The 26,999-nt window shown below is 60.9% G+C and carries 22 protein-coding genes and 1 pseudogene; 15 read left to right on the forward strand and 8 right to left on the reverse strand.

Annotation, left to right across the window (positions count from 1 at the left end; translation table 11 throughout):
- Positions 1-100: 100 nt before the first annotated feature.
- Positions 101-694, reverse strand: a complete 594-nt coding sequence (locus QYH69_RS21730; RefSeq protein ID WP_308833849.1) for a hypothetical protein — start codon at positions 692-694, stop codon at positions 101-103.
- Positions 695-970: 276 nt separating this feature from the next.
- Here QYH69_RS21730 and imuA point away from each other — a divergent pair, with 276 nt between their 5' ends.
- From imuA to QYH69_RS21745, 3 genes are read left to right on the forward strand one after another with little or no spacing between them, the layout of a single operon-like run.
- Positions 971-1,678: a translesion DNA synthesis-associated protein ImuA gene (gene imuA / locus QYH69_RS21735; protein ID WP_308833850.1), complete on the forward strand. Its 708-nt coding sequence runs from the start codon at positions 971-973 to the stop codon at positions 1,676-1,678.
- The gene (locus QYH69_RS21740; protein ID WP_308833851.1) at positions 1,608-3,080 is read left to right on the forward strand and encodes a DNA polymerase Y family protein; all 1,473 of its coding nucleotides are present in this window, start codon (positions 1,608-1,610) and stop codon (positions 3,078-3,080) included. Before imuA ends, QYH69_RS21740 begins: the two co-directional genes overlap by 71 nt.
- 3 nt (positions 3,081-3,083) lie before the next feature.
- On the forward strand, positions 3,084-6,239 hold the full coding sequence (locus QYH69_RS21745) for an error-prone DNA polymerase (RefSeq protein ID WP_308833852.1): 3,156 nt from the start codon (positions 3,084-3,086) through the stop codon (positions 6,237-6,239).
- Between the two features lie 280 nt (positions 6,240-6,519).
- Here the strand turns inward: QYH69_RS21745 and QYH69_RS21750 are convergent, their stop codons facing one another.
- Both QYH69_RS21750 and QYH69_RS21755 read right to left on the reverse strand, forming a co-directional pair.
- Positions 6,520-7,545, reverse strand: coding sequence for an IS110 family transposase (locus QYH69_RS21750; RefSeq protein ID WP_308833853.1), 1,026 nt, complete (start codon positions 7,543-7,545; stop codon positions 6,520-6,522).
- A 438-nt stretch (positions 7,546-7,983) separates the two neighbouring features.
- Positions 7,984-9,009 (reverse strand): IS110 family transposase, encoded by a 1,026-nt coding sequence (locus QYH69_RS21755; RefSeq protein ID WP_308833853.1) that lies wholly within the window; start codon positions 9,007-9,009, stop codon positions 7,984-7,986.
- A gap of 123 nt (positions 9,010-9,132) precedes the next feature.
- On the opposite strand from QYH69_RS21755, the pseudogene QYH69_RS21760 reads away from it, so the two are divergent.
- Positions 9,133-9,810, forward strand: a pseudogene (locus tag QYH69_RS21760) (hypothetical protein).
- Between the two features lie 128 nt (positions 9,811-9,938).
- Here the strand turns inward: QYH69_RS21760 and QYH69_RS21765 are convergent.
- The 4 genes from QYH69_RS21765 to QYH69_RS21780 all read right to left on the reverse strand — a co-directional run bounded on the left by QYH69_RS21765 (position 9,939) and on the right by QYH69_RS21780 (position 15,761).
- Positions 9,939-11,423: a flippase gene (locus QYH69_RS21765; RefSeq protein WP_308833854.1), complete on the reverse strand. Its 1,485-nt coding sequence runs from the start codon at positions 11,421-11,423 to the stop codon at positions 9,939-9,941.
- Between the two features lie 191 nt (positions 11,424-11,614).
- Positions 11,615-12,451, reverse strand: coding sequence for a methyltransferase, TIGR04325 family (locus tag QYH69_RS21770; protein WP_308833855.1), 837 nt, complete (start codon positions 12,449-12,451; stop codon positions 11,615-11,617).
- 530 nt (positions 12,452-12,981) lie between these two features.
- Entirely contained in the window at positions 12,982-14,277 is a 1,296-nt protein-coding gene (locus tag QYH69_RS21775) for a hemolysin family protein (protein ID WP_308833856.1), read from the reverse strand.
- Between the two features lie 428 nt (positions 14,278-14,705).
- The gene (locus QYH69_RS21780) at positions 14,706-15,761 is read right to left on the reverse strand and encodes a DMT family transporter (RefSeq protein WP_308833857.1); all 1,056 of its coding nucleotides are present in this window, start codon (positions 15,759-15,761) and stop codon (positions 14,706-14,708) included.
- A gap of 140 nt (positions 15,762-15,901) precedes the next feature.
- On the opposite strand from QYH69_RS21780, the gene QYH69_RS21785 reads away from it, so the two are divergent.
- The 10 genes from QYH69_RS21785 to QYH69_RS21830 are packed head-to-tail and all read left to right on the forward strand — an operon-like array spanning position 15,902 to position 24,317.
- Entirely contained in the window at positions 15,902-16,882 is a 981-nt protein-coding gene (locus QYH69_RS21785; RefSeq protein ID WP_308833858.1) for a chromate resistance protein ChrB domain-containing protein, read from the forward strand.
- Positions 16,879-18,063 carry a chromate transporter gene (locus QYH69_RS21790; RefSeq protein WP_308833859.1) on the forward strand — a complete coding sequence of 395 codons (1,185 nt, stop codon included), beginning with the start codon at positions 16,879-16,881 and terminating at the stop codon, positions 18,061-18,063. Before QYH69_RS21785 ends, QYH69_RS21790 begins: the two co-directional genes overlap by 4 nt.
- A 35-nt stretch (positions 18,064-18,098) precedes the next feature.
- Positions 18,099-18,833, forward strand: a complete 735-nt coding sequence (locus QYH69_RS21795; RefSeq protein WP_308833860.1) for a superoxide dismutase — start codon at positions 18,099-18,101, stop codon at positions 18,831-18,833.
- Between the two features lie 58 nt (positions 18,834-18,891).
- A complete protein-coding gene (locus QYH69_RS21800; RefSeq protein WP_308833861.1) occupies positions 18,892-19,365 on the forward strand; it encodes a hypothetical protein in 474 nt (157 codons plus the stop codon).
- A 37-nt stretch (positions 19,366-19,402) separates the two neighbouring features.
- Positions 19,403-20,050, forward strand: coding sequence for a Fe-Mn family superoxide dismutase (locus tag QYH69_RS21805; protein WP_308833862.1), 648 nt, complete (start codon positions 19,403-19,405; stop codon positions 20,048-20,050).
- Positions 20,047-20,475, forward strand: coding sequence for a chromate resistance protein ChrB domain-containing protein (locus QYH69_RS21810; RefSeq protein WP_308833863.1), 429 nt, complete (start codon positions 20,047-20,049; stop codon positions 20,473-20,475). The genes QYH69_RS21805 and QYH69_RS21810 overlap by 4 nt, the downstream gene beginning before the upstream one ends.
- 9 nt (positions 20,476-20,484) lie before the next feature.
- Entirely contained in the window at positions 20,485-21,726 is a 1,242-nt protein-coding gene (locus QYH69_RS21815) for an MFS transporter (RefSeq protein WP_308833864.1), read from the forward strand.
- Positions 21,723-22,760, forward strand: coding sequence for a YncE family protein (locus tag QYH69_RS21820; protein WP_308833865.1), 1,038 nt, complete (start codon positions 21,723-21,725; stop codon positions 22,758-22,760). Before QYH69_RS21815 ends, QYH69_RS21820 begins: the two co-directional genes overlap by 4 nt.
- Positions 22,761-22,811: 51 nt before the next feature.
- Positions 22,812-23,174 (forward strand): transcriptional regulator, encoded by a 363-nt coding sequence (locus QYH69_RS21825; RefSeq protein ID WP_308833866.1) that lies wholly within the window; start codon positions 22,812-22,814, stop codon positions 23,172-23,174.
- A 57-nt stretch (positions 23,175-23,231) separates the two neighbouring features.
- A complete protein-coding gene (locus tag QYH69_RS21830) occupies positions 23,232-24,317 on the forward strand; it encodes a YncE family protein (RefSeq protein WP_308833867.1) in 1,086 nt (361 codons plus the stop codon).
- 1,011 nt (positions 24,318-25,328) lie between these two features.
- Here the strand turns inward: QYH69_RS21830 and QYH69_RS21835 are convergent.
- Positions 25,329-26,192 (reverse strand): NmrA family NAD(P)-binding protein, encoded by an 864-nt coding sequence (locus tag QYH69_RS21835; protein WP_308833868.1) that lies wholly within the window; start codon positions 26,190-26,192, stop codon positions 25,329-25,331.
- A 219-nt stretch (positions 26,193-26,411) separates the two neighbouring features.
- Between QYH69_RS21835 and QYH69_RS21840 the strand changes: the two genes are divergently transcribed.
- On the forward strand, positions 26,412-26,966 hold the full coding sequence (locus QYH69_RS21840; protein WP_308833869.1) for a helix-turn-helix domain-containing protein: 555 nt from the start codon (positions 26,412-26,414) through the stop codon (positions 26,964-26,966).
- Positions 26,967-26,999 lie beyond the last annotated feature (33 nt).

Consider the following 26,999-nt stretch of genomic DNA (forward strand, 5'->3'; position numbering starts at 1 on the left):
AATCGTCGATGCAATCAATTTGACAAACTTATATTTAGCGAGCTTTTATTAGGAATGCAAAGCGGGGTGAATCCCGCCGTGGGGGGATTTTGGTGGTCCTTCACGACCTGTTAATCATCGCGGAGCGCCAATGATCGCCATCCAACGTCAGTGGCATCTGCATTTTGTTTTTGTTCTGACCGTCAATCGCCGCACGCATGTTCGGTAGCGCCGCCTGCACGTCTGGGCGCTTTGCCCACTCCGGCAGATCGTCGATCGTATATGTGAAGTACGCCATGGTCTGTGGCACCCCGAGCACCGTTTCAACGGGGTCCCAGTTGAGCAGCTTCTGCAGATGAGGCTTCCCATAGCAGAGTGCTCCGCGACTCGCGTATTTTTTCCCTTCGGCCGTGAGATCGTATTTGTGCCCAGGTACCGGCGCGCCGACGGCGTTGGGGACACTCACCGGTGTGGCGGAAAGAAGTCCTGCATCAACGAGCGGGCGACGCGTTTGTGCTCGATCACTGGAATCAGGTGCTGAGTCCGGCCAATCCAGTGCAACGGACGCGCACAGTCGCGGCCCCGACTTCAGACCGTCCGTCACCGCCGCTTCGAAATTCGTACTGTTCGGCTCTTTGCTGTTTGAACAGGCTGCCAGGATCAAGACGGAGGCTGCGGCGGCAAAGACAGGGAGGGTTGTGCGATTCGCTTTCATTTAATAGACCAGAAATTTCGACGTCCAGCATCTTACGTCAGTTGATTGCTTGGGGATAACAAACGGAGCACCGCCCGGCGGACTTGAGGACTTCCTGCGGTCTTGCGGCTCAATTCGGATTGCTGATTAAATTTGAAGAAGACCACAAACAGCGTTGGCGTTTTCTATCTGATGTTGCACCGGTGCAATAGAACGATCGTTCTATAAAGTGAGCTTGATCTCGGCGCACTGCGCTAGGCTATACTGTGTTTTTATACAGTACTGAGCGGGGGCAATATGTGCGCCGCCTTAATGCCTGAAGCGATCCATCCCGACCTCTGGAAGGGCAACCAGCTTGCACGCGCCGCGTCGCGAGTCGTGCCTTGCGGGGACGAAAGTCTCGCTGCCGAATTGCCCGGCGGCGGGTGGCCGCGCGGCGCGCTGACGGATCTGCTCGTCCAGCAGACGGGTTGCGGCGAACTCCGTCTGCTGCGACCGGCTTTTGAGCGCCTTGGATCGAAACCGATCGTGCTGCTGCAGCCGCCGCATGACGTCCAGCCGACCGCGTTCGCGTGGTGGGGCCTCGATCCGTCGAATTTGCTGACTGTGAAAGCAACAAAGACGGCGGACGCGCTGTGGGCCGCCGAACAGATTCTGCGCGCGGGCACCTGTGGCGCGCTCGTGTTCTGGCAGCAGCATGTGCGGCCCGAGGCGGTGCGGCGACTGCATCTGGCCGCGCAAACGTCTGAGTCGCTCTTTTTGATGGTGCGACCGCTCGCGACGACGCGTGACGCCTCGCCTGCCCCGTTGCGCCTCGCGATTCGCCCCGCCAAAGGCGGCGTCGACGTCCAGTTTCTGAAGCGCCGCGGCCCCGCCCGCGACGAACCGCTGTTCGTCGCCCTGACGCCCTCCCCGATCCTTAACGTAAAACGCAATGCAACTGTGGATAGGCGTCCATCTCCCGTTGTTGTGCCTCGAAGTGTTCCGGCCGAAGTGGTCGCATGAGCCCGATGACGGCGCAGGCCTTGCCGTGCTCGAAAAGGAGCGCGTCATTGCCGCTAACCCCTGCGCGCGCGTAGCCGGGGTCTGCATCGGCATGCGGCGCGGCGGCGTCCTGACGCTTGCTCCGGCGACCGTCACGCAGGAGCGCGACTGTGCGGCCGAAGTCAACGCGGTACGCGAGATCGCGACCGGACTGCTGAACCTGTCACCGCAGGTCGTGATTGCCGAGGAAAGCACGGTGCTCGTCGACGTGTCAGCGAGTCTGCGGCTCTTTGGCGGCATCCGGTCCGTACGTCGCATGGCTCGCCGGGTCGCCGACGCCATGGGAGTAACGGCCACGATCAGCGTCGCACCCACCGGGCAGGCGGCATGGCTGCTCGCGCGGTACCGCGGCGGCGTTGCGCTTTCGCATGCTTCGCTCTCGCGCGCCCTCACCGGACTGCCGGTCAGCCTGCCGACGCCCGCGCGACGTCATCTCGACTGGCTGACGGGCATCGGGTGTGAGACGGTCGGCCAGCTGATGCGCCTGCCCCGCGCAGGACTGAAAAAACGATGCGGGACGGCATTGCTCGATGTGCTTGACCGCGCCAATGGAGTGGCACCCGAAGTGTACGAATGGTATGAAACGCCGCCGACTTTTCAGGCGCGCGTCGAACTGCCCGATCGCATCGAGCACGCAGAAGCGTGTCTCTTTGCGGCCCGGCGGCTCGTTGTCCAGCTAACGGGCTGGCTGTCGCAGAAGCAACTTGCCGTCTCGCGCATCGCGCTGCTGCTCGAACACGAGCGCGGCCGCGATGCGATCGCACCGACAACGATCGAGGTGGCGCTCGCCGAGCCAACGTGGCGCGAGGATCACCTGATGCGCCTGCTGAAAGAACGGCTGAGCCGCGTCGAAATCGCCGCGGCCGTCATTGCATTGCAGCTCGTCGTGCAGGAAGTGAAGGAGGCAGAGCCAGCGTCGGACTCACTGTTTCCGGAGCCGGGCGCCACCGCTGCCGATCACGCGCGACTACTTGAACTGCTGGTCGCCCGCCTGGGCGCAGAGAACGTGCTGAAGCCCGCGCCCGTTGCCGACCACCGCCCGGAAGTCGCCGCGCGCTGGGTGCCCGTTACGGACAAGACACAGTACGTCGCGCCGGCGACGGACACGCCCCGCCCCGCCTGGCTACTGGAGTCGCCGATCAATCTGCTGATGCGCGGCGAGCGACCGTTTTACGGTTCGCCCCTGCGCACGGTGTCGTCTGGCGAGCGTGTCGAGGCGGGCTGGTTCCAAGGCGAGCCGGTGACGCGCGACTACTTCGTTGCCGAGGCAGACGACCACATCTGCTACTGGATCTACCGCGAGCGGATTGGCGCCGTCGACGAAGACGAGCCGCGCTGGTACCTGCATGGTCTGTTCGGATAAGTCATGTTGCCCGCTTCGTTCGGCCTGCCCGGCTATGCCGAGTTGCAGTGCGCATCCAACTTCACATTCCTCCAGGGTGCCTCGCACGCCGAGGAACTGGCGACGCGCGCGGCGCAGCTTGGGTACGAGGCGATTGCAATCACCGACGAATGCTCGCTGGCGGGCATCGTGCGCGCGCACGTCGCGGCGAAGGAGGCGGGCATCAAACTGCTCGTCGGCGCGCATTTTCGCGTCACGAACGCAGACGGCTCACCTGCCCTCGCCATCACCGCGATCGCGCAGAACCGCGATGGCTACGGCAACCTGTCGGAACTGATCACGCTCGCCCGCACCCGCACGGCCAAGGGCACGTATGTGGTGTATCCGCACGATCTCGATCATCCCGATCCGCCGTACACGCATCTGCGCGCGCTGCCCGACTGTCTGGTCATTCTCACGCCCGATTTTCCCGCGAAGGACGCGCGCCTCGACGCACAGGCCCAATGGGCGGCGCAGACGTTCGGCGCCGATCGCTGCTGGATGGGGCTGACCCTGCACGCCCGCGCGCTCGATGACCTGCATCGGAATACCGTCTACGACGTCGCAGAAAGGCACGGGCTGAACGTCGTGGCGACCGGCCAGGTGCTGATGCATGTGCGCTCGCGCAAGCCACTGCAGGACACGCTGACGGCAATCCGCCTTAACCGGCCCGTGACTGAATGCGGATTCGAACTGGCACCGAACGCCGAGCAGCATCTTCGCTCGCGACTGAGGTTGGCCAACGTGTATCCGCCCGACGCGCTCGCGCAGACGCTAAGCATCGTGTCGCGCTGCACGTTCAGGCTCGACGAGCTTCGTTACGAGTATCCCGACGAACTCGTGCCACCCGGAATCACGCCAACAGCGTACCTGCGGCGCGAAACCTATCTTGGGGCACATCGCCGGTACCCGCGCGGAATCCCGCACAACGTGCAGACGCAGATCGAGCACGAACTGTCACTGATCGCGGACCTGAAGTACGAGCCGTATTTCCTGACGGTGTACGACATTGTCCGTTTCGCGCGCAACGAAGGCATCCTCTGTCAGGGGCGCGGCTCGGCTGCGAACTCGGCCATCTGCTACTGCCTCGGGATCACCGAGGTGGACCCCGCCCGCGGCAATCTGTTGTTCGAACGGTTCATCTCGAAAGAGCGAGCCGCAGCCGGGGACGTGCCCGATATCGACACCGACTTCGAGCACCAGCGGCGCGAGGAAGTGATCCAGTACATCTACAGGAAGTACACGCGCACACGCGCGGCGCTCGCGGCTGCCGTTACGACCTACCGCCCACGATCGGCGATTCGCGACTCGGGCAAGGCGCTTGGGATCGATCCTGTGATTGTCGATCGCGTCGCCAAGGAGCATCACTGGTTTGATTCGAGCGCTGATCTCATGCGTCGGTTCGTTGATAGCGGACTGGACCCGCAGACGCTGATCATCCAGCAGTGGGCAACGCTCGCCGCGACGCTGCTGGGCTTCCCGCGTCACCTGTCCCAGCACGTGGGCGGCTTCGTGATCGCACGCGGCAAGCTTTCGAGGCTCGTGCCAGTCGAGAACGCATCGATGCAGGATCGCACGGTGATCCAGTGGGACAAGGACGATCTGGAAGCGCTGGGCCTGCTGAAAATCGACGTGCTCGCGCTCGGCATGCTGTCTGCGATTCGTCGGACGCTCGAGCTGGTCTCGCAGCAGCGCGGCGAACCGTTCGAGATGCAGGACATCCCGGCCGAGGATGAGGCGACCTACGACATGATCTGCGCGGCCGATACCGTTGGCGTGTTCCAGATCGAGTCGCGCGCACAGATGAGCATGCTGCCGCGCCTGAAGCCGCGCGAGTTCTACGATCTCGTGATCGAAGTCGCGATTGTCCGACCCGGACCTGTGCAGGGGGGGATGGTTCATCCGTACCTTCGCCGTCGGCAGGGACTGGAACCCGTCAGTTATCCGAGTCCGGAAGTAGAGCAGGCGCTCAAGCGCACGCTTGGCGTGCCGATCTTTCAGGAGCAGGTGATGCAGGTCGCGATGCTCGCGGCGGGGTTTAGCGCGGGCGAGGCGGACCAGCTGCGTCGAGCGATGGCCGCATGGAAGCGCAAGGGTGGCCTGCAGCACTATCACGACCGCATCGTTGAAGGGATGCTCCAGCGCGGCTACGACCGCGAGTTTGCCGAATCGATCTTTGCGCAGATCCAGGGTTTCGGCGAATACGGCTTTCCAGAGAGCCACGCGGCGAGCTTCGCACTCCTCGTCTACGCTAGCTGCTGGCTCAAGCGTCATGAGCCGGCAGCGTTCCTGTGCGCCATGCTCAATAGCCAGCCAATGGGCTTCTATTCACCGTCGCAGCTGGTTCAGGATGCGAAGCGTCACGGCGTCAACGTGCTGCCCGTCGACGTGACAATCAGCGACTGGGATTCAACGATGGAAGGCGATGGCAGCATGGCGCCTGTGCGGCTGGGCATGTCCATGATCCGTGGCATGCGCGAGGAAACCGCGCGGCGCATCGAAGCGGCGCGGGCTGTGATGCCGTTCCGCGATGTCGCGGATCTCGCGAACCGCGCACAACTGGATCGCCATGACCTGCAGGTACTCGCGGCTGCAAACGCGATGAAGCCAATCGTGGGGGACCGGCGGCAGGCGCTATGGGAAGCCGTCGCAGCCGTTCCGGACAAGGATCTGTTGCGCGCCACGTCGCGCGGTGAGGAAGCGCCGGCGCTGACGGCACCAACCGAAGGCCAGGACCTCATCGCCGACTACCGTTCGACCGGCCTGACGCTAGGCCGGCATCCCCTCGCCCTGCTGCGCAAGAAGCTGCTGTCGATGCGCCTGATGCCCGCCGAAGCGCTCGCGCGCTATCGCGATGGTCAGCTCGCGCGGGCCTGCGGGATCGTCACCGTACGCCAGCGTCCCGGCACGGCGAACGGCGTGATGTTCATGACGCTCGAGGACGAGACAGGGTCCATCAACGTCATCGTCTGGCAGTCGGTACTCGAACGGCAGCGGCGCGAAGCGCTCGGTTCGTCGCTGCTTGCGGTCTACGGCGTGTGGCAGCGTCAAGGCGATGTAAAGCATCTCGTTGCACAACGTCTTGTCGACGTGTCGCACCTGCTCGGCGAACTGCCGACGGCGAGCCGGAATTTTCATTGAACCGACCCGTAGGCCGTATTAATTTCTATGGTCCCTCCCATTTTTGCAACCACGATTTTCGATGTCATTGCAGGCTCGCTTAAATCTATCCGGCGTCGATAGTGGGGATCATGCCCCGCGCCACGATGAGGTTCGCGCCTGAAGGTCCTTAAAACTGTCTCGGCTTTGGGAAGCCTAATTAATACCCAGGTTGTCCTTCAGGCCGATGTGCCGTTCATGTCATCAAATTTCAGTCGTCGCAAAACCAGTTGGGTGATTCGCCAGAAGTTGAGCCGCGCAGTCAGTCCGAAGCGACAGTCAATCCCGCACAGTACGCGGTGCCGTGGGCTGCCATTGACCACGCAGTTCGAGCCAGCTTGTTAGCCAGTGCGCAGGCGACAACGTTTGAATGTCGTCGGGTAAGCATGGCACGAACCCAGTCCGCGAGATGGCCTGTCCGTCCCTCAAGCCGCAGCATGTAGGCTCGAGCGCACGTGACGAGCAGCCGTCGGATATTCTTGTCGCCACGTCGGCTGATACCAAGCAACGTCGCTTTCCCACCGGTACTGTATTGCCTGGGAACGAGACCGACCGACGCTGCAAAATCGCGACCGCACCTGTACTGCTTGCCGTCTCCCATTTCTGCGGCCAGAACACTGGCGGTGACGGGGCCGATGCCCGGAATCGTCAGCAGGCGCTGGCCGAGCTCGTCGTCTGCGAGCTGGGCGTTAATCTCTTTCTCGATATGACCAACTTCGCTGTCGAGGTACTTGTAGTGCTCGTGCAGACGCTGAAGGATCGCGATCAGGCGTGGTGGCAATGAATGCTCAGTGAGGAAGGCTGGAAGACGCGCAACGGAAGCCTTTCCAACTGGCAGACTAACGCCGAATTCCAGCAATAAGCCGTGCATCTGGTTGATGGTTCTGGTGCGATCCCGCACGAATGACTCCCGTAGGCGATGTAGTGCGGAGAGCGTCTGCTGTGATTCGGTTTTCGCGGTGACAAACCGCATGGTGGGCCGGGAGGCAGCTTCGCAGATAGCCTCGGCGTCTACAAAGTCATTCTTGTTGCTCTTTACGAACGGACGCACAAACTGCGGCGAGATCAGTTTGACCTGATGTCCGAACGTCGTCAGCAGGCGAGCCATGTGATGGGCGCCGGCACAAGCCTCCATTACAACTGTGCATGCATGAAACGTCGCGAAGAACTCGACCAGTTGCCTGCGCCCCAGTTTCTTGCGAAACACCGCCTTGCCCCTTCTATCCTGACCGTGAAGGTGAAAGGTGTTCTTTCCCAAATCGATGCCAACCATCGTGACGTCTTGCATGACAGTCTCCAATCCGGAATTGACGCCGCAAGCGTAACGCACTCGGCGAGGGCGGGAGGGACCATCTCATTACTGTCAACACCCTAGCGCAGCAACGGCGCGGCTAAGCGCAAACGCGTTGACACTTTTATATCCCGTTGAATCGTATTAAAAGCGTCAATTCACGTATGTCCGTATTAAATTCTATGGTCCCTCCCATTTTTGCAACCACGATTTTCGATGTCATTGCAGGCTCGCTTAAATCTATCCGGCGTCGATAGTGGGGATCATGCCCCGCGCCACGATGAGGTTCGCGCCTGAAGGTCCTTAAAACTGTCTCGGCTTTGGGAAGCCTAATTAATACCCAGGTTGTCCTTCAGGCCGATGTGCCGTTCATGTCATCAAATTTCAGTCGTCGCAAAACCAGTTGGGTGATTCGCCAGAAGTTGAGCCGCGCAGTCAGTCCGAAGCGACAGTCAATCCCGCACAGTACGCGGTGCCGTGGGCTGCCATTGACCACGCAGTTCGAGCCAGCTTGTTAGCCAGTGCGCAGGCGACAACGTTTGAATGTCGTCGGGTAAGCATGGCACGAACCCAGTCCGCGAGATGGCCTGTCCGTCCCTCAAGCCGCAGCATGTAGGCTCGAGCGCACGTGACGAGCAGCCGTCGGATATTCTTGTCGCCACGTCGGCTGATACCAAGCAACGTCGCTTTCCCACCGGTACTGTATTGCCTGGGAACGAGACCGACCGACGCTGCAAAATCGCGACCGCACCTGTACTGCTTGCCGTCTCCCATTTCTGCGGCCAGAACACTGGCGGTGACGGGGCCGATGCCCGGAATCGTCAGCAGGCGCTGGCCGAGCTCGTCGTCTGCGAGCTGGGCGTTAATCTCTTTCTCGATATGACCAACTTCGCTGTCGAGGTACTTGTAGTGCTCGTGCAGACGCTGAAGGATCGCGATCAGGCGTGGTGGCAATGAATGCTCAGTGAGGAAGGCTGGAAGACGCGCAACGGAAGCCTTTCCAACTGGCAGACTAACGCCGAATTCCAGCAATAAGCCGTGCATCTGGTTGATGGTTCTGGTGCGATCCCGCACGAATGACTCCCGTAGGCGATGTAGTGCGGAGAGCGTCTGCTGTGATTCGGTTTTCGCGGTGACAAACCGCATGGTGGGCCGGGAGGCAGCTTCGCAGATAGCCTCGGCGTCTACAAAGTCATTCTTGTTGCTCTTTACGAACGGACGCACAAACTGCGGCGAGATCAGTTTGACCTGATGTCCGAACGTCGTCAGCAGGCGAGCCATGTGATGGGCGCCGGCACAAGCCTCCATTACAACTGTGCATGCATGAAACGTCGCGAAGAACTCGACCAGTTGCCTGCGCCCCAGTTTCTTGCGAAACACCGCCTTGCCCCTTCTATCCTGACCGTGAAGGTGAAAGGTGTTCTTTCCCAAATCGATGCCAACCATCGTGACGTCTTGCATGACAGTCTCCAATCCGGAATTGACGCCGCAAGCGTAACGCACTCGGCGAGGGCGGGAGGGACCATCTCATTATTGTCAATTCGCCTCCTACACTTCGAATCCAGTCCGTAAGTCGTTGATCTTATGGAAAATCCTCCGCACATAGCAGAGCCGGTCGCGCTCGCCCGTCCACGCGGAGCACATCGGTTCGAAGCGTTCAGTCCCAAGCTCGCACGCCGGGTGACGTTCTATCGCCGCGCCCTGGTTGAGCAGTGGGTATTGCTCGAAGCTGATCCGTTAGTAGTCGCCTTCTGTGAGCGGCCGGGTTACATACAGCTTGACAGGCACAAGTGACTCGCGGACTTCTGGGTTCGTTATGTTGATCGGAATGAATTAGTTATCCTTGATGATAGATCTTGCGAAGTCGATGCAACGAAGCCAAATCGGGTTCTCGACATGGGCGCGTGTAACATCCGGCGGGTTGTGCCGGCCGAGCTGGCTGCTGCCCGCGTCTGGATTGAGAACTGGCAGCGCATGTTGCCGTGCCTGGTTGCCAATCGGGATCTCGTTCCGCCGACGCTAACGCAAGCGATCGCGCGCTTCGTGAAGAAGCCCCGAAGACTGCTCGACATCGAGCGAGAGTTTGCGACCGGTGACCCGGTACTGGTTCGCACGGCCTTGTTCGGCCTGCTGCACAGCGGACGTGTCAGTGCGCCAGAGCTTCGGTATCTGTCGCACAGGTTGCGCTCAGCGATTGAAGCTGCCCTCGATCCTTTGTTCGTAAGCAACTCGCGCATAGTACGTCTCCCGGGCACAGTTTAGGAGAGGTGTCAGAGGGCTCGCCGACTCTTCGCAGTTCCCGATTCGTCTGCGTATCAGCAGAGAGCGATCGTCCACCTTTACATGGATGCGGCGAAAGGTCCTGACGAGGGTCCGGGGACTCATCGACATTATGGAGGGTTTTGTGCCCAACGCCGCGTGTAGTTGCGGATCGATGCGACGAGTTCAACCACGTGCGCCCAGACCCGCGGTTCCATATGCGCGCTCCACGCAAGCGCGACGCCCGTCATGCCGAACCACAGCGCGATGCCCGGCCACGAGAGCGGCGCGCAGACGAGCGTGCCGAGATACGCCCCGACGACGATCAGCGCGGGTGTCGCCAGCATGCGGATGGGCCGCGCATCGAGGCGTGCGGCATAAAACAGCAGCAGGCCGTCGACGAGGCAGCGCGCGCTCCATGCAAGCGCCGCGCCGAGGACGCCGAAGTGCTGCAACATCCAACACAGCAAGGCGAGGAACGGCAGTACTTCGTAAGTCTGAAGACGCGCGACGATGCCTGGCTTCCCCGTTGCCTGCAGGTGGGTGGTGGCGATCATCGTGAGTGAGTTGATCCAGATGCCAACGAGAATCGCTTCTCCAACCGACGTGGCGCGCGACGCGAATTCACGGCCCAGCCACAGCGAGAGAAACGGGTGCATGACGAAGATGCCGAACACGATCATTGGCGTGAGGGCAGCGGCGAGGCCGCGTATCGCGCCGAAGGAGAGCGCCGCTGCGCTGGTCGCGTCGAGCGCCGACAGGCGCGGAAATAGCGTGCGGATAATGACGAACGGAAAGAGCCGCACGCGCTGCGCGAGATTGAACGGCACCTGGTAATAGGTGACCGCCTGCGGCCCGAGCGCGTGGCCGATGAGCAGGCGATCGGCGGTCTCCAGCAGCGGCTGCGCAAGATTCGTCAAGCTGATCCATGCGCCGTACGAGAACAGCGGGCGGACCAGATCGCGGCGCGGGCCGTTGGCAAGCGACAGGGGAAATACGCGCCAGACGACGAGAGCGGTCAGCGCCAGCGCCGCGATGCCGGCGGCGAGCGTACCGAACACCAGATAGCGCAGGTGCGGCCCGAAGGCGAACGCCATGCCAAGAGGCGCGAGCTGATACATGGTCGCGACTGCGAGCTGCACCGCGTTGAGCGCGCCGAAGCGCTCACGCCCGACAAGCGCGCCGTTGAACACGCTGATCAGATTCGAGAGCGGCACGAGGCAGGCGACGTAGGGCAGCGCGGGCAATAACTCGGCGGACAGCGCCTCGCCAATGTCGAAGAACGCAAGCAGCGTGTGCATCAGCGCAAAGAGCACGACGCCGCCCACCGCACCCAGCCCGGCGTTCAGGATCAGCGCGGTCCACACGACGGCCTGGCGCTCGCTGTGCGGCGCATCGTCGAGTTGTGCGATGCGGTTGGACGTCGCTTGTGACAAACCCAGATCGAGAAAGCCGAAATAACCCTGCACCATCCAGACGATCGCAAGCACGCCGTAGCGTGCGGCGCCGATATGGTGGAGATAAATCGGTGTCGTCGCGAGCGTGATCAGGATCGGCAGGATGCTGCCGACGAGGTTGATCGTGGCGCTGCGTTTGAGACTGGGTTTGGTGCTCATGGAATGGTCCGGTATGCCGTCCAGGCATTCTGGCCGAGGCACGCGACAGAGTTTGTTCGTCGGCGCACGTCACAAGTTTTTTGCCGCCCAGAACTGGCTTGATATCGACCCCTACATGCGTACTTGAGCTTCGTGCTGGCGTGGGCATTCGGTCTCGAAAAGCTCCTTAGGCGTTTGTGACGAAACAAAAATCACTGGCGCTCAAGCCAAAGGCCTGTATAGGACCGTATCGTGGAGGAAGGCCGGTCGAGGACGGGAAGGCAGAGTTCAGCCGCCTGCCATTCACCTAGCAGTCCGTAGCCGAGGCGGGCGAAGTCGGCGAGAAGTTTCGAGCGGTTGTACAGCATGCAAGCGACACGAATGTGCCCCGCATCCTGGACTACCGCAAACTCTGGACCTTCTGTTAACGGCGCCCGGTTGATTAGAATGTATTTTGGCCGTGCCCCTACGCCTTCCAATAAATGGGGCAATGACTTGTCGAAATAATGGAGTGAACCGCTGGCGATAAACAGGTCAGCATTGGCGGCCCATCCTAGATCCCCCGTAAATTGAAGGTTTTTCGCGTTCCTGGTGCTGGCAAGAATTCTGCCGCGCGATACCGTTTCCGGCAAATCATAAACAGACCAGATCAGGTCTTCCGGCATCTTTAGATAATCTTTATAGCAATAGTACAGATTCCCAACGTTCCCGCCGAGGTCGAATACTTTCCGAACACCGGCGACCCGATCTCGCAGGTAATAAAAGGCGGCGTAGTCGCTCGGCCTGGCCACGCGATTCAGTTCAAGGTGCAAGGCGAAGTTTGTGGGGTTTTCGTGCCCACCTTTCGCATATGGCTTGACTGCCATCTCGGCCTCGTTGAGTGTCTGGAAGCTGCTTCTGTATCCCAGCATCGATCGAAAGAGCGTGGCTCCCGCATGAGTGCGTCCAACCTTTTCTAATAGTGAGCGACCGTAGCCGATCGCCCCCAAAATCCTGATAAATTTTGCAGTCCATACAATCTGCTTGTCCCGTAGCTGGATCAGTTGCATCAAATGCTCCAGACAATGTTAAAGGTCGCTGATACAAGCCATCAGTGAGCGGACAGGGTGCACAGGCAGCGAGCGTCCCGTGAGAGTGCGAGTACGACGGTCACCAGGCGTGCGGGCTACAGCGGGCCGTGAACCGCACGCCGGCTGCCGCGACGCGCTTACTACTTCCGTGTCGCGACAGTGACAGGTTTTGAATGGCCCGCGTCTGGTGGTAATCTCGCAGAGAGTAACGCGGGTGGACTCTGAGAGACGCCGCCAGCCCTATCCGCGGCCGAATCGCGTCTCGAGTGCCAGCCATATTGCAAGCGAAATGTAACGTTAGGCCTAGGCAACGTGCCAATCCGTGCGCTGGCGCACACATGCAAGAATCCCAAGCTGCCATGACTGAAACGCAGGTATGTTTAGTCAAGCCGCTCGCATGGCGAACCCAGGCACGTCGAACAAACGCAAGGACAGCTGGACAGGGTGTTTCGGCTCGGGCGAGAGAGTTTCCGCAATTCACGCCGTGGTCCTGAACCGTCCGCTCGCCCTTACGTTCTATTGCCGTCCAGCAGCTGTTTGGCCAGGACCTTCTCGATGCGTTTGCGATCCATCGCGACGATTTCGAATCGCCAGCCTTCCCAATCGGTGTAGTCACCTGCTGCGGGCACCCGACCCAGCAGCAGCATTAACATCCCGCTCAACGTGTGGTATCGCGCCTTGTCTTCCTCCGGTACATGCCTGAGTTGAAGCCGATCCATCGTCTCGGGAATCGGGATCGCGCCATCCAGCACCCACGCGCCGTCTTCCCCCGGCACCGCCCAGGCATCACTGGCATTGCGTGGCGTGAATTCACCCGTGAGGGCTTCGAGTACATCGTGCAGCGTGACGATGCCCTGTATTTCACCGTACTCGTCGATCACGAACGCCAGATTCATGTTGTTCATGCGGAACTGCTCCAGCAGTTCCATACCGGTGAGAGTCTCGGGAAGGTAGATGGCCGGCTCCAGACCGGTGGCATAGTCGGGCCGAAGGCCCTTCGCGATTCTCGCGAGAACCTGCTTCGCATGAATGACACCGAGCACCTGGTCCGGGCCACCATCACACACCGGAAAGCGCGAGTACGCCGACTCCATCGCGCGCTGCAGGTTCTGATCGTCTGGCAGCCGGATATCGAGATACACCATATCCGAACGCGGAATCATCAGCGAGCCGAGCCGTCGGTCGTCGAGCCGGAACACGTTGCGCACCATGTCGTGTTCATGCTGCTCGATCACGCCTGCCTCCGATCCCTCCCTGAGCAGCGCGTGGATTTCCTCTTCCGTGACGTCGGTTCGACCGTTCTGCCTGACGCCAAGCATCCTGAGTACCGCGTGCGTAGACCAGGACAGCAGCACGACGAAGGGGCGCGTCAGCACGGCGAGCACCTGCATCGGACGCGCGACCATACGCGCAATCGGTTCGGGATTGATCTGCCCGAGGCGTTTGGGCACCAGTTCACCGATGATGATCGACACGTACGTTATGGCGACAACCACCACAGCCGTCGAGCCAATCTCGGCGGTTTTCTGCGGCACGCCGAGCGACTCCAGCCAACGTTCGAGTGGAATGGCGAGCACTGCTTCGCCCAGGATCCCACTTAACAGGCCAATCGAGGTAATGCCGATTTGGACCGTCGAGAGGAATCGGGTTGGATCCTCGCCCAGCTTCAATGCCACGATCGCCGCACTGTCACCTGCCGCTGCGAGTTTCATGAGACGCGCCTTGCGGGCAGTGACGAGTGCAATCTCTGACATGGCGAACACGCCGTTGAGCATGATAAGACCAAGCAAAATCAGAGCTTCCATCGCCGGGCTCCGGATTCAGGCAGGCACGCGCAATCACGCCTGGCGGGTTTATCAGCAGAAGAAAGCCTGGGGCTCGTGAGCGCGCCAGGCAAATCCCGGCGTGCTGCAGATGGATGCGGTGAAAGCAGAAAACTTCGACAGTGAGGGCTGTCCATATTGACCCCGTAGTCCGGGGTTCCTCGAAGCCAATGGGCCTTAAATCCTACAATCTGCTTTCGATGACGTCAACGAAGGGACTATGTTGCGCAGTTCGTGGGCGCTGGCTGTGACGCGCATCGGCGGGGCCTGCCACAAAGCCCGCGCCACTTTAGTCCGCATTCATGTACACCGTCACATACATCAGGCCCCAGGCGCCTGCCATCAGTGCGAGCAGGGTTGCGGCGACAAGCGCCCACGTGCGTCCCGGTCGTTTCATGGAACATCTCCAGCTAGTGCGTGTGCCGGTGGTGAATGTCCGGGAAATGCGCATGCGAATGGGTGACTGGCCGATGCGTGTGCGCATGCGTATGAGGCTCGACCCCGTCATACGGGAAGTCGTGTTCATGCTGATGATGCTCGTCATGACGGTGACGATGTGTGTGTTCGAGAGGCACGTGCGTGTGCTCGTGCTCGTGTCGTTCACGCACGTGTAGCCAGATGCCGAGCACCATCAGGGCCGCGGCGATCCAGAAGGACACTTGCGGCAGCTCCGGCCATATGAGCAAAGAGAGCGTCACGCCGAATAGCGGCGCTACCGAGAAGTACGCGCCCGTGCGCGCGGTGCCAAGATGCCGAAGCGCGACCACGAACAGGACAAGGCTCACGCCGTAGCCTGCAAGTCCCGTCAGCATGGCGGCGACGAGCGATCCAGGACCCGGCAGCGAGGTCCCGGTCGCGAACGCGATCGCCAGATTCACCGGGCCCGCGATCAACCCCTTCAGACACGCGATCACCATCGCGTCATTGGTCGAGACCTTGCGCGTGAGGTTGTTGTCGATTGCCCAGCACAGACAGGCTCCAGCGATGAGCAGCGCACCAGGCGGCACCGCAGACTGACCTGGCTGCCACGACAGCACAACACCCCCGGCGACGATGGCCACCATGCCGAGAAACACCTGAACGTCCACGTTCTCGCGGAACACGACCCACGCGATGACGGCGGTGAGCACCCCTTCCAGATTCAGCAGTAGCGAAGTGGTCGCAGCCGGTGTGCTTGCAAGGCCCAGCATCAGCAGGGCCGGGCCCGCCACACCACCCGCGGCAATCGCACCCATCAGCCAGGGCAGTTCCCGCTTACGTATGCGCTGGACCCCGTTCGTTTCCGACCTGCCCAGCTGCCGGCCGATGATGCCCATCCCGAGCCCGAGCCCGCTGCCGAGGTAGAGCAGACCCGCCACCATGAACGGCGACATTGCGCCGACTAGCGCCTTCGCGATCGGCGTAGCCGCACCGAACAGGGCCGCGGCGGCCAGGGCGGTGAAGACCGCGCCAAATCTCGGGTTCATGAAGTGTCATCAAGCATCTTGATCAAAATGAAAGTTTACCGGTTCCCCGTTCACCGGTCCGGATAACCACAACCGCCTGAGCCCTGGTGCTCGAAAAAGTTAACTTGTAGATGTTGTTATGCATGTGTAGCATCATCTACATGCAAATACCTTTGACCTGGTCGCTGCTTGTCCTGACGCTTCCGACAGAGAACGCGACGGCGCGCATGCGCTTCTGGCGCGCACTGAAAGCCAGAGGCTGCGCGGTGCTTCGTGACGGCATCTATCTCTTGCCTTACACCGAGGAACGGGAAGCCATGCTGCGCGAGCTGGCTGTGGCCATTGCCGAGAACGGTGGCACGGCCCATCTGCTGCGCGCCCCAAGCCTTGACGCATCGCAGGACGCCGAATTCCGGTCCCTTTTCGACCGTGCCGATGAGTACGCCAGTTTCATCCACGCACTCGCCGACGCCCGAAAGACGGTATCCGGCCAGTCCGCGGCGGAGCTGACGAAACTGCAGCGCCGGCTGCGCAAAGACTACGAGGCAATCGTCGCGATCGACTATTTCCCGGGAGAAGCGGCCACGCGTGCCGAGGTGGCCTGGCAGGATTTCATCGCTCACATCGACACGGTGCTGTCGCCGGGTGAGCCGCACCCAGCTGACCGTGCAATCCGTTCGCTTTCGATAAAGGACTTTCAGGGCCGCATTTGGGCAACACGGCGGCGCATGTGGGTCGACCGCGTCGCAAGCGCCTGGCTCATCCGCCGCTTTATCGACCGCGACGCGCGCTTCATCTGGCTGACTTCACCTGACGCCTGCCCGGCCGACGCACTTGGCTTCGATTTTGATGGCGCGGCCTTCACTCATGTGGGTGAGCGCGTCACGTTTGAAGTGCTGCTTGCGAGCTTCGGCCTCGATAAGGACCCGGCACTGGTTAGGCTCGGCGTGATGGTCCATGCGCTCGATGTGGGCGGTGCGCCTGTGCCGGAGGCGACCGGTTTTGAAGCCATCATGGCCGGCGCCCGCGAGCGCGCGCCTGACGACGACCAGCTGCTCGACGAGATGGGCCGCGTCCTCGATTCGATGTACACGCACTTCATGGCAACTGAAAAGAAAAGTGACAAGGGAGACCGCTCATGAGCACGGCCACCGCAACCTCGCCCGGCTACACGCTCGGCCAGATGGTGCTTTACATGCTCAGGCTCGGCACCTTCGGGTTTGGTGGACCCGTGGCGCTGGTTGGTTACATGCGTCGCGACCTGGTCGAGCAGCGCGGCTGGATCACCGAAGAAGACTATCGCGAAGGGCTGGCGCTCGCGCAGATGATGCCTGGCCCGCTTGCCGCACAGCTCGGCATCTATCTCGGGTATGTGCATTACCGGATCGTCGGCGCAACGATCGCGGGACTTGCGTTTGTGCTGCCGTCGTTTGTGATGGTCGTCGCGCTCGGCTGGGCCTACGCGCACTTTGGCGGGCTCTCCTGGATGCAGGCGGTCTTCTATGGCGTCGGCGCGGCCGTGGTCGGCATCATCGCCATGAGCGCGTACAAGCTGACCACAAAGACGATTGGCTCGGACCAGCTGCTGTGGCTTATCTTCCTCACGCTTGCAGTCGTGACCGTCGTCACCGAATCGGAGATCGCGTGGCTGTTCATTGCGGGCGGTCTGGCGAACTGGTTCCGCAGAGCACCGCCGAAATGGTTGGGCAGAGGCGGAGTCAACGCCGTCGCGATCGCGCAGGCACCTGTTTTGAGCGGCATGCTCAGCGGCCTCGATCTGTCATTACTCAGCCAGCTGGGCGTATTTTTCGCAAAGGCGGGGGCATTCGTGTTCGGCTCGGGCCTCGCGATCGTGCCGTTCCTGTACGGCGGGGTGGTGACCGAGCATCACTGGCTCAACGACAAGCAGTTCGTTGATGCAGTCGCCGTCGCCATGATCACACCCGGGCCGGTTGTCATCACGGTGGGCTTCATCGGTTACCTGGTCGCCGGGTTTGCGGGTGCGTGTGTGGCTGCAGCCGCCACTTTCCTGCCCTGCTATCTGTTCACGGTGCTGCCTGCGCCGTACTTCAAGAAATATGGCCGGCTGCCTGCCGTCAAGGCGTTCGTCGACGGCATTACCGCTGCGGCGGTCGGTGCCATTACGGGTTCGGTGATCGTCATTGCGAGACGTTCGGTTATCGACTGGCCGACGGCGTTGATCGCGCTCGCAACGGTATTGCTGTTATGGCGTTTCAAAAAGCTTCAGGAGCCCGTCATTGTGGTGGCGGCTGCCCTGATTGGTCTTGCTGTCTATCCGCTTGTCCACCTGCACGCCCTGTGACCGGAGGTGTGCGAGAAAACCTTGAGGAATGCAAAATGGCAACACGTCGTACCTTTCTGCAAAACACGGCGGCAGTTGGCGCCGGGGTAATGCTGGCCCAGACAAAGACGGTGCTCGCGGCCGAAGGCCCTGGCCACGTTGATAAGCTCGTCGATGCTGACGGCAAATATGTCGCGGCGCCGCTGCCGTTCGCCTACGACGCACTCGAACCGGTCATCGATGCGCGTACGGTTGAACTGCACTACAACTTTCACCACAAGCCGGCGGTAGCGGCGGCGAACAAGGCTGAAGAAGCACTGGCGAAGGCGCGGGACACCAACGATTTCTCGCTGGTCAAGTTCTACGAGAAGGAACTCGCTTTCCAGCTCTCGAGCCACATCCTGCACACGGTCTACTGGACGAGCATCTCGGGCAAGGGCGGCGAACCGAAGGGCGACCTTGCAAAGGCGATTGACAAGGATTTCGGTTCATACGCGAAATTCAAGGCGCAACTCGTCGCGGCAACGATCGCTACTGAAGCGTCAGGATGGGGCGTCGTCGGCTATCACCCCGCGACGGGCAAGCTGATGATCCTGCAGTGCGAGAACCATCAGAAACTCACGGCATGGGGCATCCAGCCGGTACTGATCCTTGACGTCTTCGAGCACGCCTACTACCTGAAGTACCAGAACCGGCGCAACGAGTACGTCAACCAGCTGTTCAGCATCATCAACTGGGACAACGCGGCGCTCAGGCTGCAGGCGGCGACGCCTTCGCGCAGAACCGCGTGAGACACGCCGAAAAAGGGAAAAGAGGAGTAGCACCGTGAGACAGTCGGCACGATCCAGGTTGCTCGCCATCGTCAACACCACGCGTGCGCAATGGGTTGTGCCGACGCGCCTGACGTTCGGGATGCTGCTCCTCTTTCCGCTGGACGGCGGTATCCAGCATCTGCTCGCGGCAACCCAGCCAGTCGTGCAACCCGTATGGCTGGGCATGATCCTCGGCACACTGCCGCGCCTGATTGAGATCATGGCCGGTATCAGTTTCATCGTCGGGCTGGGCATCAGGGTGACCGCCGCTCCGGCGGTGGTCATCTTCGCCCTGAGAGCGCTTGCGAATGCCGCGGGTTCGTTCCCCTCGCTGCGGGACGTGACGGCTGGCATCGTCGTGCCGCACGGCAACTGGGCATATGGTGCGCTGTATCTCGCCACCGCGCTGCTGCTCAATGATCTGCTGGGAACAGGCAGCGGCCGGTGGTCGGTGGACTACTGGCTGGCCACGAGGCTCAAGGCACTCGCAAGTCCCCACCTCAGGCGTTGAAAAGAGATCCACTTACTGTTTGCAACCGGAGGCAGTCATGAACTGGGAGATGCGGCCCCTGGCCTGCGATCCAGCCGGGCTTACCGGCCTGTCCGAAAAGCTCATCGTCAGTCACTACGAGAACAACTACGGCGGCGCGGTGAAACGGTTGAACGCCATCACAACGCAGCTTGCGGAAATCGACGCGAGCAGCGCGCCTGTCTTCGTGCTTAACGGGCTGAAGCGCGAGGAGCTGATCGCGATGAATTCGATGATCCTGCATGAAATCTACTTTGATTCGCTGGGCGCCAGGGAATCGGCGAGCGGTCCGCTCGAGGCAGCGCTCGTGCGCGACTTTGGCAGCGTTGATCGCTGGCACGCGGAATTTGCTGCGATGGGCAAGGCACTTGGCGGCGGCTCAGGCTGGGTGCTGCTGAGCTGGTCGCCGCGACTCGGCAAGCTTTGCAATCAGTGGGCATCCGATCACGCGCATACGCTGGCTGACGGTGTGCCCATTCTGGCGCTGGACATGTATGAGCATTCATACCACATCGACTTTGGCGCAAAGGCCGGCGCCTATGTTGACGCGTTCATGCAGAACGTGAACTGGCAGAAGGTGAACGCGCGATTCGATGCGCTGTTTGTCCAGGCGGAGAAGGCGACCGATCAATCGATAAATCGTGTCCGTCAAGGGGCAACGTCATGAAATGGATCACGCGTGAGCGTCCAAAGGTCGACCGTATTGCCTGCCCCTGGCTGATTCTTCGCTTCATCGACCGCGACGCGGAGTTCCTGTACGTGCCGCGCGACGACGTCATGCGCGTCGCGGCCGAACGGCAGGCGACACCCTACGACGTGCCCGATGTCGAACTGGGTCATCACGGCGAGCTGTGCAGTTTCGATGCATTCGTGCGGAAGTACCGGCTGGCCGACCGCGCCTTGCACCGTGTTGCGCGGATCGTGCGCGGCGCCGACACAGCGCGGCTGGATCTGGCGCCGGAGTCTGCGGGACTCTACGGAATCTCCATCGGGATGTCGCGCACCTTCGCAGACGACCACGAGCAGCTGCGTTATGGGCTGGTTCTGTATGACGCGCTGTACGCGTGGTGCAAGACCGGGTCCGATCACTGACCACCAGCGATGATGCCTGCTCGAGCGCCACTTTCTACGCCGTTCCTGCCGGCGGGCATTGACCGCAGCGCCTGGCTGCTGCTGGCCGCGCGGAGCCTGCGCGGCGTGTGCGACGGCTTTGTCGCCGTGTTGCTGCCTGCCTATCTGCTGGCGCTCGGTTTCGCGCAACTGACTGTTGGTCTCATCAGTACGGCAACATTAGTAGGATCGGCGATAGCGACGATACTCGTGGGCATGCTGGGTAACCGCTATCCGCTGCGCGCACTGCTCCTCGCTGCGGCGAGCCTGATGACAGCCACCGGCCTTGCGTTCGCCAGCCTGTCGTCGTTGTGGCCGCTGCTAGTAGTTGCCTTCGTCGGCACGCTCAATCCGAGCTCGGGCGACGTGAGCGTGTTCCTGCCGCTTGAGCACGCACGCCTGGCAGAATCGGCTCAATCGGAAGCCCGTACCGCGCTCTTTGCGCGCTACAGTCTCGTCGGCGCATTGTCGGCCGCATTGGGCGCATTGCTGGCCGGCCTGCCGGACTGGGTCGCACTACATTCCAGCGTTTCGCCCCTCTCCACCATGCGCGCGATGTTCGTCTGCTACGCGCTGACGGGTGTCGTTGTCTGCCTGCTATACCTGCGTTTGCCGAAGCGCGAAGCACAGGCCGCGACGGTCCGCGCGCCGCTCGGCCCGTCGCGCGCAATCGTCACCCGCCTCGCGCTGCTTTTCAGTGTGGACGCATTTGCCGGTGGCCTGCTTGTCAACTCGCTGCTGACGCTGTGGCTGATCCAGCGCTTCGGGCTTCCGCTTGCTGCGGCTGGACAGTTCTTCTTCTGGGCGGGACTGCTCAGCGCAGGCTCCCAGCTCGCCGCAGCACCCATTGCACGGCGGATCGGATTGCTCAACACGATGGTATTCACGCACATTCCATCGAGTGTCTGCCTGATCGCGGCGGCATTCACGGCTTCGTTGCCCCTCACGCTGCTGCTGCTGCTGCTGCGTAGTGCGCTGTCACAGCTCGATGTGCCGACCCGAAGCGCTTATGTGATGGCGGTCGTTACGCCATCCGAGCGGCCGGCTGCGGCGAGCTTTACCGCTGTGCCGCGTAGCCTTGCGGCCGCGGTTGCCCCGACGCTTGCGGGCGCACTGCTGGGTATCGGCTGGCTCGGCGCACCGCTGGTCGCATGCGGCGCGCTCAAGATTGCCTACGACCTTGCATTACTTTTCGCATTCCGTCACGTCAAGCCTGACGGAGGTTCATCATGAATCACATAAGACAGACTCTCATTGGACGACTGCTCAACGCTGTGTGCACGGCCGCGATCGCCACTGTGCTCAGTGCCGGTTGCGCTGCGAAAGCCGCGGATCAACCGGAGGTCGGCAATCTGCCACTTAAGCACGTCGCTGACATTCCGTTGCCGGGCCGTACGTCCCGTTTCGACTACGAAAGTTACGACGCTGACCGCCATCTGCTGTTCATCGCGCATCTGGGTGACAGTGAAGTCGTCGTGTTCGACACACTCGCGTCCCGTGTCGTTACCCGGATACCGGGAATCGCCGCGGTGCACGGCGTGCTGGTCGTGCCCGGGTTGTCCCGCGTCTACGCATCGGCCACCGGAACAAACGAGATTGTCGCCATCGACGAACAGAGCCTGAAGGAAGTCGCCCGCATGCCAGCGGGCGACTATCCGGACGGTATGGCGTACGCGCCCGATGCGCACAAGCTCTATGTTTCTGACGAGAGGGGAGCGACCGAAACCGTGATCGATGTATCGACGAACCGCCGTGTTGCAACCATTCCGCTCGGTGGCGAGGTCGGCAACAGCCAGTACGACCCGGTGTCGCGGCACATCTTCGTCAACGTGCAAACGCAAAGCCAACTGGTCGAAATCGATCCGGCTACCGATGCAATCGTTACCCGGATCGACCTGCCGGGCGCGCGAGGCAATCATGGGCTGCTTATCGTGCCGCAGTCACGCCTCGCGTTCGTCGCCTGCGAAGACAACGACCACCTGCTGGTACTCGATATGCGCACGATGAAGGTAGCGGCGTCATTTGACGTAGGCGGCGATCCGGACGTGCTCGCCTTCGATCCCGGGACAAACATGGTGTATGTGGCCGGCGAAAAGGGCGTTGTCTCGATGTTCAGCATTGCCGGGTCCCGGGTATTGAAGCTAGGCGACGGCAAGGTAGGGCCAAACGCGCACGTGGTGAATGTCGATACGACCACGCATCGGGCCTACTTTCCGCTGAAAAGCGTCGACGGGCGTCCGGTGTTGCGGGTCATGGATCCCCGATGAAGCGCCGCCTGTATGCCGGACCCTTGCAGTGACGATGAAAAGGAGGCTTTCATGAAAAGGTTTGCTGGGATCGCAGCATTGCTTGTTGCCACCAGCGCTTCTGCCGCGCAGCCGCACATTGGCGACGAGGGCATGCTGGTCGACGGGCAAGGGATGACCCTGTATGTCTTCAGCGGCGGTGCGCTGCCTGACTCAAAAGCGTGCGAAGGCGACTGCGCAAGAAACTTTCCGCCAGCGCTTGCCGAGCCGGCCGACTCACCTGCCGGACAGTTGGGGCTGGTCACAACCGCGAGCGGAAAACGGCAGTGGACGTTCGATGGCAAGCCATTGTATCGCGGGCTGATGGACAAGCGACCCGGCGATCATGCCGCCGACGGGCTCAACGACGCATGGCATAGTGCCCGGCCGCAATAGCGCCGGGATCAGTGCGTTTATGCGCTACGCGCGGCAGTCGTGTCGCGGGAGGGTTTCATGAAAGTCTTGCAACGTTGGCGCATGCGCCGCCCGGTCTTCTGGTACCTCGTTCTTCTCGTTCTGGCTGCCATTGCAGGTATTCTTGTACATATGGTCCCGCGCGCTTCAGCGAGCGAGGCAACCGGTTACCTGACACCGACACACGTCTCCGATATGCCGTTATCGCTTTCCTTGCAACACATCGCGGATGTGCCGCTCGGCGGAGACACCACACGGTTCGATTACGAAAGCTTCGATCCCACCCGTCACCTGTTATTTGTCGCTCACCTTGGGGATAGCCACGTCATCGCCTTTGACACGCAGACTTCCCGGGTAGTCGGGCGCGTCGGGAATGTAGCGTCGGTGCATGGCGTGCTCGCCATTCCGGAACTGGGCCGGGTCTATGCGACAGCGACGGGAACAAGGGAAGTCGTCGCCATCGATATGGCGACGCTTGCCATAACCGCGCGACTGCCGACAGGCGCATTTCCGAACGGCATGGCATATGCGCCGGAAGCGCACAAGCTCTACGTATCGGATCAAAGTGCAGGCGCATTGATGGTCGTCGACGTACGGTCCAATACACCGGTTGCAACGATCCCGCTCGGCGGAGAAGTGGGCAACACCCAGTATGATCCCGTCTCGAAGCATATTTTTGTGAACGTGCAGACGCGTGGCCTGTTGGCCGAAATCGACCCGGCAACGGACAGGATCGTGGCACTCGTCAATGTGCCGGGCGCCCGGCGCAACCATGGGCTTCTCATCGATCCGGACGACAGACTCGCGTTCCTGGCCTGCCAGGGCAATGACACACTTCTCGCCCTCGACATGCGCACAATGCGTCCCGTCTCGTCGTTTCATCTGGGGGGCGGTCCGGACGTCCTTGCTTATGACCAGGGCCTCCATCTGTTGTATGTCGCCGGCGAAGCGGGGGTACTCTCGCTGTTTCGGGTCAAAGCCGGCGTCGTAGCCAAAGTAGGGGAAGGCGATGCCGGTCCAAACGCACACGTCGTGGCTGTGGATCCCGCGACACACCGCGCGTATCTCCCGCTGATGGACGTGGACGGCCAGACAGAGATGCGCATTTTTGCTGCCAGGCGATAGGAGCGCATGCGGGAATGCTTGTCTGCCTGCCTGGAGTCTGGCGTTTGCGAACGCCTGAAGTCGGGAAAACTGGCGGGGAAAAACGCTAGGAATTGAGCATCAGCTTGCGCTTGTGGATCGCCCCTAGGGGTCGCCTAACCAGCAACGGCCCGGTCGTTGACAGATTTATTTCGCACCCGCGAAACCCACGCCACGCAAGTCCTTATGCCTTGCCGTGGGAGCGAGGACGCGAATTGACACAATTATTGCCGTAACGTTGACAGAATTAAAGCGGTCTACGCGAGCATTTCGGCCTCGTTTAATGGGCGTGGCGACGACTGCGCGGAGTCGCCATGGTCGTGGCAACGGGTTCTTGACTAGCAGATTTTTAGATTGATCGCAGTCCATGCGGTTCGTAGGCCGAATTGATTCTGTCAACACCTTGGCACAGCAGCGGTGCGGCACGCGCGAGCGCATTGACACTTTTATGTTCCCATCGGAACGCAATGAAAGCATCAACTCGCCTATGTCCGCACTAAATCTGTCAATTCGCATCGCGAAGATCACCTCGCGCGCCATACTATTGATGCGGCAGGAAGAAATCGCCCGTTAGCGGACGAGCGGTCAGCGAAGCGGAGGCGCGAATCGCCTGAAGTCGGTTGCGGCTGAAAACGCTACTGTCGCGATAAAACACGGTTATCTTGCCAGCCGTGTTTTCGCGCAATCTCTGCGGCGGCTCGCGACTCTGAATGGCCGGTGTCGAGCGCTTCGAAAGGCCCAGTACGACCCTTTGGCGTCATTCGAGGCAGCAAGCCCGCAACGACCGCTTTCCGGTTTCGAACGGGCATCGACGCGTCAGCCTCTCGTCATGTTTGCGCGACCCGTCCAGTGGTTCGCTCTACACCTTGGAGCCCGGTAGTCCGATCCGGGAAGATGTCCTGCCGAAAATGACGGAATCCTCCTCCCACAGACACGCTTGCTCGTCTCACTACGGTACAGCAGTCACCCGAGTCGTCTGACAGCGGTGAACATTTACGCCAAGAGATAGCGATGCTCTTCGATGAACTGTTCGGGCGTCATCAGAGGCCGACCGACGATCTCCGCCGCGCTTTTGTCGACGCCCGCAAGCAGTTGCTCCTGCTGATCGATCTTGACCGCCTTGAAATGGGCCGCAAATGAAGGATCGCCGTCCATGCCAAGGGTCTTTACAAACTCGTCCGGCGACACCTGCTCGAAGCGAATCTCCTTTCCGAGCGTCTTCGCGAGAATGCCCGTGAGTTCGATGTGGCTGACTTCGACCGAACCTGTGACCGGAATTACTACACTACCGAACGCTTCGGGATTCTCAAGAATCTTTACAACCACTCGCGCGATATCAACTGCGGCAATGGGCACGAAGCGGCTCTCCGGATCGAACGGTGTCAGGTAGCGGCCAGCGCGGATTTCGGCGGCTGCGTATAACATCCATTCGGCAAAGAAGTTGACTCGAAGATGGGCCGCCGGAATGCCCGAGCGGTTGAGGATCTGCTCGGAAAGCCAGTGACTCATCGTTGCCGGGCTGCGTGCGTGAGGGCGCGACTGTCGTTGCGACATGTACACGATCTGCTTCACGCTGTGCTCGCTTGCGGCCTGGGCAAGAATCGCCGTAGCCTCCACCGCACCTTGTGTCAGTGGGTAGCAGAAGTAGACGCCGTCAACACCCTTCATCGCGCGACGGACATCTTCGATCTTCAGCATGTCACCGGTCACGATTTCCGCGCCCAGTTCCTTCAGTACATCGGAACGGCTATCTTCACGGCGAACGAAAGCCGTAACCGTGTGACCGTTTTCCAGCAGGAGGCGTACGGTAGGAACGCCTGTCGAGCCAGTGGAACCTGTGACGAGAAACTTCTTCATATAGACCTCCAGAGACTAAGGAAATGCGGCCAAAACTTGCATGTCGTGCCCGCGCGCCTAAGCAGTACGATCATCATGTTATGGGGCGAATACATGCGCGGAACGCGCGAAGCTTGAAATGCAGCCATCAAACATGATGATCATCATGCTTTCGTTTGCGAAGCATGATGGCTATACTGCTTCCCGTCAACTCATTTTTGTGCAGCTTTCGGAGGACCTATGCGCTACCCACCAGAAGAGACGGCCGAGAAGCATGCCCGCATCCTGGAACAGGCATCTATTATGTTTCGCGAACACGGATTTTCCGGGGTCAGCCTCAGCGAAATCATGAAAGCGACCGGCCTCACACACGGCGCCTTCTACCATCACTTCGAGTCAAAAGAAGATTTGATCGCGAAGAGCATCGAAGACACATCGGCCAAGGCTCTCGAGTCCATGCGGGAAGGCGCGGCTCGCGGTGAGTCGAAGACTAAATACGTCGACGGATATCTCACCGAACAACACCGCGACGACAGGGGCAACGGATGCATGATGGCAGGATTGGCTAGCGAGATTGCGCGTGAACCCGCGGCTCAACCCGCCTTCACACAACATGTCGAAGGCATGCTCAAAGGCTTCACTGAGCCTCGTGCAATGACAAAAAAGAAGAATGCTCGTCGCGATGCGATTCATACGCTTTCAAGCATCGTCGGAGCCCTCATTCTGGCTCGCGCGGTTGATGACCCGGAACTGTCAGAAGAGATTCTTCGTGAAACACGAGCGGCTCTGGATTAACGCGCGTCTATCGGATGACGTCGCTTGACCCGG

This window comes from Paraburkholderia sp. SARCC-3016 (assembly GCF_031119615.1).
In the GTDB taxonomy this organism is placed as follows: domain Bacteria; phylum Pseudomonadota; class Gammaproteobacteria; order Burkholderiales; family Burkholderiaceae; genus Paraburkholderia.

Bases quoted from the DNA above. Each gene is read 5' to 3' on its own strand.
- QYH69_RS21730 (WP_308833849.1), bottom strand. From the start codon at position 694: ATGAAAGCGAATCGCACAACCCTCCCTGTCTTTGCCGCCGCAGCCTCC.
- imuA (WP_308833850.1), top strand. From the start codon at position 971: ATGTGCGCCGCCTTAATGCCTGAAGCGATCCATCCCGACCTCTGGAAG.
- QYH69_RS21740 (WP_308833851.1), top strand. From the start codon at position 1,608: ATGCAACTGTGGATAGGCGTCCATCTCCCGTTGTTGTGCCTCGAAGTG.
- QYH69_RS21745 (WP_308833852.1), top strand. From the start codon at position 3,084: ATGTTGCCCGCTTCGTTCGGCCTGCCCGGCTATGCCGAGTTGCAGTGC.
- QYH69_RS21750 (WP_308833853.1), bottom strand. From the start codon at position 7,545: ATGCAAGACGTCACGATGGTTGGCATCGATTTGGGAAAGAACACCTTT.
- QYH69_RS21755 (WP_308833853.1), bottom strand. From the start codon at position 9,009: ATGCAAGACGTCACGATGGTTGGCATCGATTTGGGAAAGAACACCTTT.
- QYH69_RS21765 (WP_308833854.1), bottom strand. From the start codon at position 11,423: ATGAGCACCAAACCCAGTCTCAAACGCAGCGCCACGATCAACCTCGTC.
- QYH69_RS21770 (WP_308833855.1), bottom strand. From the start codon at position 12,451: ATGCAACTGATCCAGCTACGGGACAAGCAGATTGTATGGACTGCAAAA.
- QYH69_RS21775 (WP_308833856.1), bottom strand. From the start codon at position 14,277: ATGGAAGCTCTGATTTTGCTTGGTCTTATCATGCTCAACGGCGTGTTC.
- QYH69_RS21780 (WP_308833857.1), bottom strand. From the start codon at position 15,761: ATGAACCCGAGATTTGGCGCGGTCTTCACCGCCCTGGCCGCCGCGGCC.
- QYH69_RS21785 (WP_308833858.1), top strand. From the start codon at position 15,902: ATGCAAATACCTTTGACCTGGTCGCTGCTTGTCCTGACGCTTCCGACA.
- QYH69_RS21790 (WP_308833859.1), top strand. From the start codon at position 16,879: ATGAGCACGGCCACCGCAACCTCGCCCGGCTACACGCTCGGCCAGATG.
- QYH69_RS21795 (WP_308833860.1), top strand. From the start codon at position 18,099: ATGGCAACACGTCGTACCTTTCTGCAAAACACGGCGGCAGTTGGCGCC.
- QYH69_RS21805 (WP_308833862.1), top strand. From the start codon at position 19,403: ATGAACTGGGAGATGCGGCCCCTGGCCTGCGATCCAGCCGGGCTTACC.
- QYH69_RS21810 (WP_308833863.1), top strand. From the start codon at position 20,047: ATGAAATGGATCACGCGTGAGCGTCCAAAGGTCGACCGTATTGCCTGC.
- QYH69_RS21815 (WP_308833864.1), top strand. From the start codon at position 20,485: ATGATGCCTGCTCGAGCGCCACTTTCTACGCCGTTCCTGCCGGCGGGC.
- QYH69_RS21820 (WP_308833865.1), top strand. From the start codon at position 21,723: ATGAATCACATAAGACAGACTCTCATTGGACGACTGCTCAACGCTGTG.
- QYH69_RS21825 (WP_308833866.1), top strand. From the start codon at position 22,812: ATGAAAAGGTTTGCTGGGATCGCAGCATTGCTTGTTGCCACCAGCGCT.
- QYH69_RS21830 (WP_308833867.1), top strand. From the start codon at position 23,232: ATGAAAGTCTTGCAACGTTGGCGCATGCGCCGCCCGGTCTTCTGGTAC.
- QYH69_RS21835 (WP_308833868.1), bottom strand. From the start codon at position 26,192: ATGAAGAAGTTTCTCGTCACAGGTTCCACTGGCTCGACAGGCGTTCCT.
- QYH69_RS21840 (WP_308833869.1), top strand. From the start codon at position 26,412: ATGCGCTACCCACCAGAAGAGACGGCCGAGAAGCATGCCCGCATCCTG.